Origin of the sequence: Serratia nevei (genome assembly GCF_024160145.1) — a bacterium.
Lineage (GTDB): Bacteria > Pseudomonadota > Gammaproteobacteria > Enterobacterales > Enterobacteriaceae > Serratia > Serratia nevei_A.
The window spans coordinates 99,509-113,706 of sequence record NZ_JAMYWQ010000009.1 but is presented as its reverse complement, the minus strand read 5'-3'; the positions used below and the strand labels follow the sequence as shown (position 1 = coordinate 113,706).

The window sequence follows — 14,198 nt, the reverse complement described above, 5'->3', positions numbered from 1 at the left end:
CGACAAAACGTCAGCAAAAGTAAACCGGCGCGCGATGTCGCAGTGGATAAAGCAAGGAGTGTGCCAGCCGCGTTGATTTAACGGCTTTTTCTGACCAGGGTGGGGATAGTGACGGGAACGCGGGGCGCGGCGGGCGCGCCCCGGCGAAGAGGACTATTTACGGCGCAGGCCCAACATCAGCGCCCAGCCGCCCAGCAGCAGGGTGATCACCCACAGCGGCGTGGCGCCGAAGCGCGCGTAAGGCGTGACGCCGGTGGTCGGTGTGACCTTCACTTCGAGCACCTGGCGGGTGAACTGCGGGATCTCGGCGATCACCTCGCCGTTCGCGTCCACCGCGGCGGTGACGCCGTTATTGGTGCTGCGCAGCAACGGCCGGCCCAGCTCCAGCGCCCGCATGCGCGCCATCTGGAAGTGCTGCCACGGGCCGATCGAGTGGCCAAACCAGGCATCGTTGGAGATGGTCAGCAGGAAATTGGTGTCCGGGCGGAAGTTATCGCGCACCTGCTGGCCCAGCACGATTTCGTAGCAGATGGCCGCCGTCAGGTTGTAGCCGCGCACGCTGAGCTGCGGCTGCACGTAGTCGCCGCGGCTGAAGGAGGACATCGGCAGGTCGAAGAACGGCGCCAACGGCCGCAGCAGCGTCTCCAGCGGCACGAACTCGCCGAACGGCACCAGGTGGTGCTTGTTGTAGCGATCCTTGGCCGGGTAGCTGTACGGCGTCGGTTCGCCGAGCACGATGGCGCTGTTGTAGATCTGCTGGCCCTGCGGCGTGGCACGCACGTCGACGATGCCGGTGATCAGGCTGCTGTTCTTCGCCCGCATCAGGTCGTCCATCATGGTCAGGAAGCCGTTTTGGTTGGCTTCATAATCCGGGATGGCGGACTCCGGCCAGATGACGATCGGCGCCTTGCCCACGTACGGGCGGGTTTCGTCCAGATAGGTTTGCAGCGTGCTGACCAGCGCTTTCGGATCCCATTTCATCGACTGGGCGATGTTGCCTTGCACCATGGCGACGTTCACCGCTTTCTCCGGCTGCGGCGTAAACCACTGCAGCTGGCGTAGCGGCCACGGCAACAGCAGCAGCGCGGCGGCGATGATGGCAGCCGACAGGCGGCGCTGGTTGACGGCGTACACCAGCAGGCCGGCGATGGCCATCAGCACAAAGGTGATGGCGTCGACGCCCAGCAGCGGCGCGATGCCCTTCAACGGGCCGTTGATCTGGCTGTAGCCGAACTGCAGCCACGGGAAGCCGGTCAGCACCCAGCTGCGCAGGAATTCGGTCACCTGCCACAGCGCCGGCGCGGCGATGGCCAGCCGCCACCAGCGGGTGGTCGGCCACAGGCGCGTCAGCAGCCCGGCGAACAGCCCGGTATACAGCGACAGGTAAGCGGCGAGCAGCACCACCAGGAAGACGTTGACGGCGAATGGCATGCCGCCGAAGTCGGCGATGCTGACATACACCCAGTTGATGCCGGTGCCGAACAGCCCGAAGCCCCAGATAAAGCCGAGCAGGGCGGACTGTTTGGTGGTGCGATTGAGGGTAACGGCCAGCAGGCCGAACAGGGAGACGATGGCCGCGGGCCAGAAGTCGTAGGGCGAGAACGCCAGCGTCCCGCCGGCACCTGACAACAGCGCCAGCAGGGCGCGAACCCGCTGGCGTTCAAGTAATGAGGCTTTAGCCATGTTGGATTTAATCTTCCAGTTTCGGTGGTGGAGAATCGTCCGGAATTTTTACATGAACCTGGATAATACGTCGACTGTCGGCCATGGCAACTTTAAATAGGTAACCTTCGATTTCAATGGTTTCCCCGCGCGCCGGCAGGTGGCCGAAGGCCTGCATCACCAGGCCGCCGATGGTATCGACCTCGTCGTCGCTGAAATGGGTGCCGAAGGCTTCGTTGAAGTCTTCGATCGGGGCCAGCGCGCGCACGGTGTACATGTGGCGGCTGAGCTGGCGGATATCCAGATCGTCTTCGTCGTCGTATTCGTCTTCGATCTCGCCGACGATCAGTTCCAGAATGTCTTCGATGGTGACCAGGCCGGATACGCCGCCGAATTCGTCAATGACGATCGCCATGTGATAGCGCTGGGAGCGGAACTCTTTCAGCATCCGGTCGACGCGCTTGCTTTCCGGCACCACCACCGCGGTGCGCAGCACCTTGTCGATGCTGAACGGCTCGGAGTCTGCGCGCATGAACGGCAGCAGATCCTTGGCCATCAGGATGCCTTCGATGTGATCTTTGTCTTCGCTGATCACCGGGAAGCGAGAGTGGGCGGAGTCGATAATCACGTCCAGGCACTCTTCCAGCGTCTGGTTGCGCTTGAGCGTCACCATCTGGGAGCGGGGGATCATGATGTCGCGCACGCGCTGCTCGGCGATATCCATCACGCCTTCCAGCATGTCGCGGGTATCGGGATCGATCAGGTCGTTTTGTTCGGAATCACGGATCAGCTCGACCAGATCGCCACGGTTTTTGGGCTCGCCGTGGAACAGCTGGTTAAGGATAAGAGTAAAGAACCCCTTCTTGGGACTGGGGCTGTCATTGCTTTGTGAATGGTCGTCGCTCATGGCGTTTTCGTTACTGTCACTCATGTCAGAGTTAAGGGGCGTCAGCGACAGCCCCGCAGGGGGCTGTGAGGTAAACGGCTGACGTCAGACGGGGTCTTTTTCCGCCAGGTACGGATCAGGATAGCCCAGTCCGTGCATGATTTCGGTTTCCAAAGACTCCATTTCTTCGGCTTCATCGTCTTCGATGTGGTCATACCCTAGCAGATGAAGACTGCCGTGGACAACCATATGCGCCCAGTGGGCCTCCAGCGCCTTGCCTTGCTCAATCGCTTCCTGCTCAACCACCTGGCGGCAGATGATCAGATCGCCGAGCAGCGGCAGCTCGATGCCCGGCGGGGCCTCGAACGGGAAAGAGAGTACGTTGGTCGGCTTGTCTTTGCCGCGGTAGGTCAGGTTCAGCTCGTGGCTTTCCGCTTCGTCTACCAGACGCACGGTCACCTCGGCCTCTTCCTGAAATTGCGGCAGCACGCCTTCCAGCCAGCGCTGGAAGGTGGCCTCATCCGGCAGGCCTTCGCTGCTTTCACAGGCAATCTGCAGATCCAAAATCACCTGACTCATGGTGTCTCCTGCTCGGAGGCGGCGAGCGCCTCGCGCTTACGTTGTTCGGCAATCGCGTCTTTGCGTTTCTGCTCGGCCGCTTCCCAGGCCTCATAGGCGATGACTACGCGGGCCACCACCGGGTGGCGCACCACGTCTTCGCTGTGGAAGAAGTTGAAGCTCAGCTCCTCCACGTCCGACAGCACTTCCACCGCGTGGCGCAGGCCGGATTTCTGGTTGCGCGGCAGGTCTATCTGGGTGACGTCGCCGGTGATAACCGCCTTCGAGTTGAAGCCGATGCGCGTCAGGAACATCTTCATCTGTTCGATGGTGGTGTTCTGGCTCTCATCCAGAATGATAAAGGCGTCGTTCAGCGTACGGCCGCGCATATAGGCCAGCGGCGCGACTTCGATCACGTTGCGCTCGATGAGCTTCTCCACGCGCTCGAAGCCCAGCATTTCGAACAGGGCGTCGTACAGCGGGCGCAGGTAAGGATCGACCTTCTGGCTCAGATCGCCGGGCAGGAAGCCCAGCTTTTCGCCGGCTTCGACCGCAGGGCGGGTCAGCAGAATGCGGCGAATTTCCTGGCGCTCCAGCGCATCTACCGCGGCGGCGACCGCCAGGTAGGTTTTGCCGGTGCCCGCCGGGCCGATGCCGAAGGTGATGTCGTGATCGAGAATGTTGGCGATGTACTGCGCCTGGTTAGGCGTACGCGGTTTCACCATGCCGCGCTTGGTTTTGATAGTGACCGCCTTGCCGTAATCCGGCACGCTGTCGGCCACCTGTACCAACACCCGGCTCTCTTTGATAGCCAGGTGGATTTGCTCTGGGTCGATATCCGGGATCACGCCGCGAATCGGCGCGGTATCCACGTACAGATGGCGCAGGATATCGGCGGCGGCGACCACGCACAGGTTCTTGCCGACCAGCTTGAAACGGTTGTCGCGGCGATTGATTTCAATGCCCAATCGGCGCTCGAGTTGCTTGATGTTGTCATCAAACGGGCCGCACAGGCTGAGCAAACGCTTATTGTCTGCGGGCTCTAACAAAATTTCTTGTGTTGCGACGTTCAAACTATTCCTCTAGGTCACATCGGGCCTGGTTGATGTCACATAGCGCGTTCGGGACGCGCGCGTTCAGGACGAGCCTGAATACTCTCTTTCTTGAATTATTCATGGTGCGCCGCAACGGCGCAAGTTTACCGCTGATCTATCTGTGCGCCATCGGCGGAATTCAAGGGAAGATAAGGAAAAAACGCGGCGGGGCGCAAAGCCCGCCGCGTCATCACGGAATAAGGCCGCCGCGAATCAGTTCTTTTTCACGAACTCGGATTTCAGCTTCATCGGGCCGAAGCCGTCGATTTTGCAGTCGATGTTGTGATCGCCTTCGACAAGGCGAATGTTTTTCACCTTGGTGCCGATCTTGAGCATCGAGGAGCTGCCTTTGACTTTCAGATCCTTGATCACGGTGACCGCATCGCCGTCCGCCAGCAGGTTGCCGTTGGCGTCTTTGACGATCAGTGCGTCCTGGTCTTCCGCCGGGGCGCTGTCGCTCCACTCGTGGGCGCACTCAGGGCAGATGAACAGGGCATTGTCCTGGTAGGTGTATTCGGAGTTGCACTTCGGGCAGTGTGGGAGTTGCATGTTATGTCGCCTCTTCAACAATAAAAAAATAAAAAAGAAAATCACCGGGCGCAGGCGCCCGGCGGAGAAACGGTAAGGAGTCGCGCGAAGGGGCGGCGATAAGGCGGCCGCCGCGGCGTCAGGGCTGGTAAATGCCGACGCCCAGCGCGTTTTCTTTGCGGGTACGGGCGATCACCGACTGCGGGGATTCATGTACGCGCAGATCCATCTGCTGTTCGGTGCGCACCACTGCGCCACGCAGGGTGTTGGTCAGCACCTCGGTAATTTCCACGTCGACGAACTGGCCGATCATGTCGGGCGTGCCCTCGAAGTTTACCACACGGTTGCACTCCGTGCGCCCGGCCAGCTCCATCACGCTTTTGCGCGAGGTGCCCTCCACCAGAATGCGCTGGACGGTGCCGAGCATGCGGCGGCTGAACTGCAGCGCCTGCTGGTTGATGCGATCCTGCAGTATATACAGCCGCTGTTTTTTCTCTTCTTCGCTGACGTCGTCGACCATGTCCGCCGCCGGGGTGCCCGGGCGCGACGAATAGATGAAGCTGAAGCTGACGTCGAAATTGACGTCGGCGATCAGGTTCATGGTCTGTTCGAAGTCGGCCTGGCTTTCGCCCGGGAAACCGACGATGAAATCGGAGCTGAGCTGAATGGCCGGCCGCGCCTTGCGCAGCTTGCGGATAATCGCCTTGTACTCCAGCGCGGTGTGCGCACGTTTCATCATGGTCAGGATGCGATCCGAGCCGCTCTGCACCGGCAGATGCAGGAAGCTGACCAGCTCCGGCGTGTCTTCGTACACCGCGATGATGTCATCGGTGAACTCGATAGGGTGGCTGGTGGTGAAGCGAATGCGATCGATGCCGTCGATGGCCGCCACCAGGCGCAGCAGTTCGGCGAACGAACAGATCTCGCCGTCATGCGTGGCACCGCGGTAAGCGTTAACGTTTTGGCCGAGCAGGTTGACCTCGCGCACGCCCTGCGCCGCCAGTTGGGCGATTTCGAACAGCACGTCGTCGCTCGGGCGGCTCACTTCTTCACCGCGGGTGTAAGGCACCACGCAGAAGGTACAGTATTTGTTGCAGCCTTCCATGATCGACACGAAGGCGGTCGGGCCTTCGGCGCGCGGCTCCGGCAGACGGTCGAACTTTTCGATCTCCGGGAAGCTGATGTCGACCACCGGGCTGCGGGTACCCTGAACGTGATTGATCATTTCCGGCAGGCGGTGCAGGGTCTGCGGGCCGAATACCACGTCGACGCAGGGCGCGCGGCTGCGGATCAGTTCGCCTTCTTGCGAGGCCACGCAACCGCCGACGCCGATGATGACAGACGGGTTCTTTTCTTTCAGCAAGCGCCAGCGCCCCAGCATGGCGAAAACTTTCTCCTGCGCTTTTTCACGGATCGAGCAGGTGTTCAGCAGCAGCACGTCCGCCTCTTCGGCGTTTTCGGTCCACTCGAAGCCGTGCGTGCTGTTCAACAGGTCGGCCATTTTCGATGAATCGTACTCATTCATCTGGCAGCCCCAGGTTTTGATATGTAGTTTTTTCGTCATTGACTTGCCATTACTCAGTGCGGAGCGAAAGTTGCGTTACGCGACATGCAGGGCGCGTATTGTAATCATTTGCCGCCGTTGTGACCAGCGCGGGGAAAAATGGCATGCGACCTGAAGCCGGAGCGAAAATCCGGTACACTGCGCAAAACGCCATGCCGGGTGGGATGGCGAGCATTCACACAGAAAACATAGCCAATATGAAGACATCTCAAAATCGGTATGACGCGGTGGTGGTGGGCGGCGGCATGGTCGGCGCGGCGGCGGCCCTGGGGCTGGCGCAGGCGGGCTGGTCGGTGGCGTTGCTGGAACATCAGGCGCCGCAGGCGTTCGAGGCGCAAAGCCCGCCGGATCTGCGCATTTCCGCTATCGGCTGCACCTCGGTGGGGCTGCTGAAACAGCTCGGTGCCTGGCAGGCCGTAGCGGCGATGCGCACGGCGCCGTATCGCCGGCTGGAGACCTGGGAATGGGCGTCGTCGCGCGTGGCGTTCGACGCGGTGTCCCTGGGGCTGCCGGAGCTGGGCTTTATGGTGGAAAACCGCATTCTGCAACTGGCGCTGTGGCAGCAGTTTGCGCAGTGCCCCAACCTGACGCTGCTGTGCCCCGCCAGGCTGCAATCGTTGCAGCGGACGGACAATGCCTGGCAGTTGACGCTGGACAGCGGCGAGACGCTACAGGCGCGCCTGGTTGTCGGCGCCGACGGCGCCAACTCGCAGGTGCGCAAGCTGGCGGCGATCGGCACCAACGGCTGGCAGTATCGTCAGGCGTGCATGTTGATCACCGTCGATACCGGCGCGCCGCAGCAGGATGTGACCTGGCAGCGCTTCTTCCCGTCCGGGCCGCGCGCCTTCCTGCCGCTGTACGACAGCTGGGCGTCGCTGGTGTGGTATGACAGCCCGCAGCGCATTCGCCAACTGCAGGCGATGCCGCCGGCGCAGCTGGAGCGCGAGATCGCCGCTGCTTTCCCGGCGCGACTCGGCCCGGTCAAGGTGCACGCCGCCGGTTCGTTCCCGCTGACGCGGCGTCATGCGCAACGCTACGTGCTGCCGGGGCTGGCGCTGTTGGGGGATGCGGCGCATACCATCAACCCGCTGGCGGGGCAGGGCGTCAATCTGGGGTATCGCGACGTGGATGCCTTGCTGAACGTATTGAACGATGCGCGGGAGCAGGGAGAGGACTGGAGCAGCGAGGCGGTACTGCTGCGTTATCAGCGCCGCCGCCGTACCGACAATCTGCTGATGCAAAGCGGCATGGATCTGTTCTATACCGCTTTCAGCAATAACCTGGCGCCGCTGAACGTGGCGCGCAATCTGGCGCTGATGGCCGCGCAGCGGGCGGGCAAGTTGAAAGAGCATGCGTTGAAGTACGCATTGGGATTGTAACCGACAGGGGCTCAGCTGCGGCTGGGCCCGCCAGGATTGGCTGAACGCCAGACAGCAAAAAGCCCGCCGAAGCGGGCTTTTCTAAATATGGCTGGGGTGCCAGGATTCGAACCTGGGTATGCTGGTATCAGAAACCAGAGCCTTACCGCTTGGCGACACCCCAATTATGGTGGCTACGACGGGATTTGAACCTGTGACCCCATCATTATGAGTGATGTGCTCTAACCAGCTGAGCTACGTAGCCGATGTTACTTTTTACTTCTTTGATTTGCAAGCAGTTTGTTATGGCTGGGGTACCTGGATTCGAACCAGGGAATGCCGGTATCAAAAACCGGTGCCTTACCGCTTGGCGATACCCCACCTGCAAACAAATCTTATGTTGAAACCCCATTCTCGAAAGAATATGGCTGGGGTACCTGGATTCGAACCAGGGAATGCCGGTATCAAAAACCGGTGCCTTACCGCTTGGCGATACCCCATCAACATACTGCGCCGACGATGAAGAGAAATGGTGCGGGAGGCGAGACTTGAACTCGCACACCTTGCGGCGCCAGAACCTAAATCTGGTGCGTCTACCAATTTCGCCACTCCCGCAAATGCAAAAAAGAGATGGTGGCTACGACGGGATTCGAACCTGTGACCCCATCATTATGAGTGATGTGCTCTAACCAGCTGAGCTACGTAGCCCTCTTTTTTTGCTTTGCCTTCATCGGCGTTGCGGGGCGCATTATGCGTATATGACCGATTTGCGTCAACAAGTTTTTTCCCGAAAAAGCGCCCGGAAGTGCCGTTTGTCTGGGTTGTGAACATTGTGGCGATAAAATCGGCAATTCAGGCAGTTGGCGGGCGGAAAAGGCAGCAAAAAGGCGGGCCAAAAGGCCCGCCTTGGGGAAATCGCCGCACGATTATTGATAGGCGGCCTGGTGCACGCCAACGGCGCGGCCGGAAGGATCGTCCATCTTCTTGAAGGATTCGTCCCATTCGATGGCCTTGGCAGACGAGCAGGCGACGGACGGGCCGCCCGGCACGCATTCGGCGGCGCTAGGCAGCGGGAACAGCTCCTCGAAGATTTCGCGGTACAGGTAGCCTTCTTTGGAGGTCGGCGTGTTGTACGGGAAGCGGAAACGCGCGGTTTCGAGCTGTTGATCGCTGATTTGCTGTGCAGCGACCTCTTTTAGCGTATCGATCCAGCTGTAGCCGACGCCGTCGGAGAACTGCTCTTTCTGGCGCCAGGCCACGCTGGCCGGCAAATAGGACTCGAAACATTCGCGCACGATGTGTTTTTCCATTTTGCCGTTGCCGCACATTTTATCTTTCGGGTTGATGCGCATCGCCACGTCGAGGAATTTCTTGTCCAGGAACGGCACGCGGGCCTCGACGCCCCAGGCGGACATCGCCTTGTTGGCGCGCGCGCAGTCGAACATATGCAGCGCCAGCAGCTTGCGCACGGTCTCTTCGTGGAATTCGCGGGCGTCCGGCGCCTTATGGAAGTAAAGGTAGCCGCCGAACACTTCGTCCGCGCCTTCGCCGGAGAGCACCATCTTGATGCCCATCGCCTTGATTTTGCGCGACATCAGGTACATTGGCGTCGAGGCGCGAATGGTGGTGACGTCATAGGTTTCGATGTGGTAAATCACGTCGCGGATGGCGTCCAAGCCTTCCTGCACGGTGAAGTGGATCTCATGGTGCACGGTGCCCAGATGGTTGGCGACCTCCAGCGCGGCGCGCAGATCCGGCGAGCCTTCCAGGCCGACGGCGAAGGAGTGCAGCTGCGGCCACCAGGCTTCGCTGCGTTCCTGATCTTCCACCCGGCGCGCGGCGTACTTCTTGGTGATCGCCGAGATGACCGAGGAATCCAGCCCGCCCGACAGCAGCACGCCGTAAGGCACGTCGGACATCAGGTGGCTTTTCACCGACTCTTCCAGCGCGGTGCGCAAGGCGGCGGCGTCGGTCACGTTGTCTTTGACGCTGTCGTAATCGAACCAGTCGCGGCGATAGTATTCGCGGATCTCACCGTCCTGGCTCCACAGGTAGCTGCCGGCCGGGAATTCCTTGATGGTGCGGCACACCGGCACCAGCGCTTTCATTTCCGAGGCGACGTACAGGTTGCCGTGCTCGTCGTGGCCCATGTACAGCGGGATGATGCCCAGGTGATCGCGGCCGATCAGGTAAGCGTCTTTTTCGGTGTCGTACAGGGCGAAGGCGAACATGCCTTGCAGATCGTCGAGGAAATCCGGGCCCTTCTCCTGGTACAGCGCCAGGATCACTTCACAGTCGGACCCGGTCTGGAACGCGTAGCGGTCGCTCAGCTGTTGGCGCAGCGCCTGGTGGTTGTAAATTTCGCCGTTGACCGCCAGAACGTGGGTGTGCGCGGCGTTGTACAGCGGTTGAGCGCCGTTGTTGACGTCGACGATCGACAGGCGTTCGTGGGCCAAAATGGCTTTGTCGCTGGCGTAAACGCCGGACCAATCCGGGCCGCGGTGGCGCATCAGGCGCGACAGCTCCAGCGCTTTCTTACGCAGTTCAACGGGATCGGACTTCAGATCGAGCACACCGAAAATAGAACACATACAACTCTCCTAACGGGCTTTCATGACTGTGATGTTGTTTTTTACTGTTATGGGCAGCATTGCCGATTCATCAGCGATAACGCGGTTTTGCTGCGCTGTGGTTATGAAAATGCGCCTAAAGCTGCAGGAGATGCAAGCGTTTTAGCCATACGCTGAGAAATAGTTGTTTGCGTGGCGGCGGTTTTTAACGAATATTCAGTTATCGGCGGGAAAATTTAGCGATTCTGCAATTTTTAGCGTGATGACGGGATTGCCGGCCGGTCTGGCCGGCAATCGATTAGCGATTAGGCGATGAGCTGCCACAGGGTGAAGGCGGCGTCCGGCGTCCAGCCGGCGTTGGAGGTGTGCGCCTGGATACAGGTGTATTTCTTGCCTTTATAGCTCACCACGTCGCCGGCTTTGTAGCTGTGGTTGTTCTGCCACTCGGGCGCACCCGGATCGGGCGGCGTGCCGTCGTTGGCGGTTTTGACCGCCAGCGCGCTGCTCGGCAGCGAGGTATTGCCCTGGCTGTCGGTTGCGGTAACGAAGTAGCTGTACTGGGTGGCCGGGGTCAGGCCGCTGTCGGCCAGCGACAGGCCGGCGGTCTGGCCGATCGGATTGCCGTTGCGGTAGACGGTGTAACTGGCGATCGGTAAGGCGCCGGTGGCGGCGGCCCAGCTCAGCTTCAGCGAGGTGGCGCCCAGTTCGGCGACCGTCAGTCCCGTCGGCGCATTAGGCTTGCCCGGCGGTGGGGTGATGCCGCCCTGAATCAGCGGCGCGTAGCGGGTTTTGAATTCCCAGTTGTAGGCCACGCCGGCTTTGCTCTTGCCGTTGTCCCAGTTGATTGACCAGGTCATCAGGCCCTTGATCGACAGGTTCTTGGCGTCGAGACGCGAGAAGGCGTTGTACACCGCCTGTTTGTCGATCACGTAGCCGGTGGCGGCGGCGTCGTTGTTGCTCGGCAGGCCGATGACGAATTTCGCCGCCGGGATCTTCGCATAGCCGCGGGTGCCGGTGACCAGACTTTCCGTCAGGTAGTAAAGGAAGTCCTCTTTCATGGCGTCGTTATTCTGCGTGATCCAGGCATTGAGTTCATCCACCCAAATACCGTCGCCGCCCTGGTTATAATACTGTGGGGCGATGAAATCATAATAGCCTTCGAGGGCATTGATATAATCCAGATAGGTGCCGTTGGTGCGCAAATACGGGAACTCTGGCGCCATGCTGATAATAAAGTTTTTCCCCTGTGCGGCGTAATAGTCTTTTACTTTTTTCAACGCCGCAGGCAAGACGGTTTTATTATTGGCGGCGCCGATCGCCGCCTGTTCCAGATCGATATCCAGGCCGTCGAAGCCATAGACTTCCACCAGGCGGATAATCTCGTCTTTCAGCTTGTCTTCGTCGCCGGTTTTCAGTTCGATATGTGCGTCCGCGCCGCCGAGGGAGATCAGCACCGCGCGGCCCTGGCTGTTCAGCACGCCCACCTGGCGGCGGAACTCGGCATCGGACAGGTTGTAAGGCTTGAAGGTTGGGATACCCTGGCCTTTCATAAAGGCGACGGCCACCACGTTGTATTCGGCGGGAATGTCGGTCAGGTTCATAGTGGCGAATTGGCCTTGCCGATAGCCGTCACTGGCGCCGGCGGCCCAGTTGTGCCAGAACCCCATCAGGATTTTTTTATTGGCGATAGTCGGCATAATAGCCGCGTCATCGGCGGCGGCGGCATTAATAATGTTATTTGTGCTCATGGTAGCCTCATTAATTAGGGGTAAAGGTTTTCCGCTGGCCGGCAATATCAGCTATTGGCGGGGCGTAAGGTTATAATGAGGATTTTTGGCGTCGGCAGGCTGAAACCTTTTGCGGCCATGAACGAATTAAATTCAAACTGCGGTCAGGGAGAGGGAAATAATGGCGGCCGGGCAGCCGCCAGGCACAATCAGAATACGGTGATGTCGGCTACCGAAGGGTAGACGTAGCTCGGGCGGAACGGCATGGTTTCGATATCGCTCAGCGTGGAGACGCCGGACAGCACCAGCACGGTTTCCAGGCCGGCCTGGAAGCCCGCCAGAATGTCGGTGCGCAGGTTGTCGCCGACGATCACCGTCTCTTCCGAGTGCGCCTGCATTTTGTTCAACGCGGCGCGAATGATCCACGGGCTGGGCTTGCCGACGTAAAACGGCTTGCGGCCGGTGATCTTCTCGATGGGGGCGCACAGCGCGCCGCAGGCCGGCGAGAAGCCGTGGCCGTGGCTATCCGGGTTGGTGGCGATAAAGCGCGCGCCGTTACTGACGAAGTAGGCGGCCTTGTGCATCATGTCCCAGTTGTAAGAGCGGGTTTCACCGACGATCACGAAATCCGGGTTGATGTCGGTGATGGTGAAACCGGCTTTGTACAGCTCATGGATCAGCGCGCCTTCGCCGACCACATAGGCTTTTTTGCCTTCCTGACGGCGCAGGAAATCGGCGGTGGCCATCGCCGAAGTATAGAACGCGCTCTCCGGCACTTCCAGCCCGGCGGCGGCGAAGCGGTTCGCCAGATCCTGCGCGGTCTGTGACGGGTAGTTGGTCAGCACCACCAGCGGCATGCCTTGTTCCTGGATGCGCGCCAGGAACAGATCGGCGCCGGGCACCGGCGTATTGTCATGCAGCAGCACGCCGTCGATATCGCATATAACGTTTTTGATTTTCATTTGTCGCTGTTTCTCATGATTACGGCAGGCAAGGGGTGACGATAACACACCTGCCAGAAGCGGCGGATCAGCTTTCCAGCAATCGCTGCAAGAGCACGCCGTTGAGCATCGCGCGTTTGGCCAGGGCGAAAGCGCCGATCGCCGAGCGATGATTGAGTTCGGAGGTCACCACCGGCAGATTTTTGCGGAAGTCTTTCAGCACCTGGGTATTGATGCAGCTCTGGATCGCCGGCAGCAGCACCTTGTCCGCTTCGGTGATCTCACCGGCGATCACCACCTTCTGCGGATTGAACAGGTTGATGGCGATGGCCACCGCCTTGCCCAGATAACGGCCGACGTGTTCGATCACTTCGCTGGCCAGCAGATCGCCACGGTTGGCGGCCTTGCAGATGGCGTTGATGCCGCAGTCTTCCAGCGTCAGTTTGCTCGGGTAGCCCTGGCTCAGCAGCTGGCGCACGCGCTGTTCGATCGCCGCGTTGGCGGCCACGGTTTCCAGGCAGCCGAAGTTGCCGCAGTGGCAGCGTTCGCCGAGCGGATCGATCTGGATATGACCGATTTCGCCGACGTTGCCGTTATTGCCGAGAAAAATCTGCCCGTTGACGATGATGCCGGCGCCGGTACCGCGGTGCAGGCGCACCAGAATCGAGTCTTCGCAGTCGCGGGTGGCGCCGAAGTAGTGCTCCGCCAGCGCCAGGCTGCGGATGTCGTGGCCCACGAAGCTGGTAACGTTGAAGCGCTGCTGCAGGTTGTCCACCAGCGCCCAGTTGCTGACGCTGATGTGCGGCATGTAGCGCACCACGCCCAGCGCCGGATCCACCAGGCCAGGCAGGATCACCGCGATGGCGATCAGCTCGCGCAGGCGGCGTTGGTTCGCTTCGATAAATTGGGTGATGGCGGCGAACAGCGCATTCTCCAGCGTTTCCTGGGTGCGTTCCGGCAGCGGATAGTGTTCTTCACTGAGCGATTTGCCGCTCATGTCATACAGGGTGATGGTGGCGTCGTGGCGGCCGAGACGCACCGCGACGGTATGGAAATGACGGGTTTCCGACACGATGGAGATCGCGCGGCGACCGCCGGTGGAGGCTTGCTGATCGACTTCTTTGATCAGCCCGCGCTCCAGCAGCTGGCGAGTAATTTTGGTGACGCTGGCGGGGGCAAGCTGGCTGAGTTCGGCAATTTGAATGCGCGAGATCGGGCCTTGCTGGTCGATCAGGCGGTAAACTGCCGCGCCGTTAAGTTGTTTGACTAAGTCAACGTTCCCTATTTGTGCTTGTCCGCCAGTGCTCATC

Annotated in this window: 11 protein-coding genes and 6 tRNA genes; 1 reads left to right on the top strand and 16 read right to left on the bottom strand. The window is 60.3% G+C overall.

The window, feature by feature from the left end:
* Positions 1-153: 153 nt before the first annotated feature.
* The 6 genes from lnt to miaB form a co-directional block, all read right to left on the bottom strand.
* Positions 154-1,683, bottom strand: a complete 1,530-nt coding sequence (gene lnt, locus M6G53_RS09210) for an apolipoprotein N-acyltransferase (protein WP_253330679.1) — start codon at positions 1,681-1,683, stop codon at positions 154-156.
* 7 nt (positions 1,684-1,690) lie between these two features.
* Positions 1,691-2,569: a CNNM family magnesium/cobalt transport protein CorC gene (corC, locus tag M6G53_RS09205; protein WP_004939973.1), complete on the bottom strand. Its 879-nt coding sequence runs from the start codon at positions 2,567-2,569 to the stop codon at positions 1,691-1,693.
* 84 nt (positions 2,570-2,653) lie between these two features.
* Positions 2,654-3,127: an rRNA maturation RNase YbeY gene (gene ybeY / locus M6G53_RS09200; RefSeq protein ID WP_253330677.1), complete on the bottom strand. Its 474-nt coding sequence runs from the start codon at positions 3,125-3,127 to the stop codon at positions 2,654-2,656.
* Complete coding sequence (locus M6G53_RS09195) at positions 3,124-4,179, bottom strand: PhoH family protein (protein ID WP_253330671.1); 1,056 nt, start codon at positions 4,177-4,179, stop codon at positions 3,124-3,126. The genes ybeY and M6G53_RS09195 overlap by 4 nt, the downstream gene beginning before the upstream one ends.
* 234 nt (positions 4,180-4,413) lie before the next feature.
* On the bottom strand, positions 4,414-4,749 hold the full coding sequence (locus M6G53_RS09190) for a zinc ribbon domain-containing protein YjdM (protein ID WP_004939967.1): 336 nt from the start codon (positions 4,747-4,749) through the stop codon (positions 4,414-4,416).
* Positions 4,750-4,867: 118 nt separating this feature from the next.
* On the bottom strand, positions 4,868-6,292 hold the full coding sequence (miaB, locus tag M6G53_RS09185; protein WP_038877474.1) for a tRNA (N6-isopentenyl adenosine(37)-C2)-methylthiotransferase MiaB: 1,425 nt from the start codon (positions 6,290-6,292) through the stop codon (positions 4,868-4,870).
* Positions 6,293-6,489: 197 nt separating this feature from the next.
* Here miaB and ubiF point away from each other — a divergent pair, with 197 nt between their 5' ends.
* On the top strand, positions 6,490-7,671 hold the full coding sequence (gene ubiF / locus M6G53_RS09180) for a 3-demethoxyubiquinol 3-hydroxylase (protein WP_253330668.1): 1,182 nt from the start codon (positions 6,490-6,492) through the stop codon (positions 7,669-7,671).
* 88 nt (positions 7,672-7,759) lie between these two features.
* Here ubiF and M6G53_RS09175 read toward each other — a convergent pair.
* The 10 genes from M6G53_RS09175 to nagC all read right to left on the bottom strand — a co-directional run bounded on the left by M6G53_RS09175 (position 7,760) and on the right by nagC (position 14,197).
* Positions 7,760-7,834, bottom strand: a tRNA-Gln gene (locus M6G53_RS09175).
* 4 nt (positions 7,835-7,838) lie between these two features.
* Positions 7,839-7,915: transfer RNA gene (locus tag M6G53_RS09170), tRNA-Met, on the bottom strand.
* A gap of 41 nt (positions 7,916-7,956) precedes the next feature.
* Positions 7,957-8,031: transfer RNA gene (locus M6G53_RS09165), tRNA-Gln, on the bottom strand.
* Positions 8,032-8,075: 44 nt separating this feature from the next.
* Positions 8,076-8,150: transfer RNA gene (locus M6G53_RS09160), tRNA-Gln, on the bottom strand.
* Positions 8,151-8,180: 30 nt separating this feature from the next.
* Positions 8,181-8,265: transfer RNA gene (locus M6G53_RS09155), tRNA-Leu, on the bottom strand.
* Positions 8,266-8,281: 16 nt separating this feature from the next.
* A tRNA-Met gene (locus tag M6G53_RS09150) sits at positions 8,282-8,358 on the bottom strand.
* Positions 8,359-8,576: 218 nt separating this feature from the next.
* A complete protein-coding gene (gene asnB, locus M6G53_RS09145; RefSeq protein ID WP_253330666.1) occupies positions 8,577-10,241 on the bottom strand; it encodes an asparagine synthase B in 1,665 nt (554 codons plus the stop codon).
* A 284-nt stretch (positions 10,242-10,525) separates the two neighbouring features.
* Positions 10,526-11,968 carry a chitinase ChiC gene (gene chiC, locus M6G53_RS09140; protein ID WP_253330664.1) on the bottom strand — a complete coding sequence of 481 codons (1,443 nt, stop codon included), beginning with the start codon at positions 11,966-11,968 and terminating at the stop codon, positions 10,526-10,528.
* Between the two features lie 188 nt (positions 11,969-12,156).
* Positions 12,157-12,909, bottom strand: a complete 753-nt coding sequence (locus tag M6G53_RS09135; RefSeq protein WP_049201968.1) for an HAD-IIA family hydrolase — start codon at positions 12,907-12,909, stop codon at positions 12,157-12,159.
* A gap of 67 nt (positions 12,910-12,976) precedes the next feature.
* Positions 12,977-14,197, bottom strand: coding sequence for a DNA-binding transcriptional regulator NagC (nagC, locus tag M6G53_RS09130; RefSeq protein ID WP_016928760.1), 1,221 nt, complete (start codon positions 14,195-14,197; stop codon positions 12,977-12,979).
* Position 14,198 lies beyond the last annotated feature (1 nt).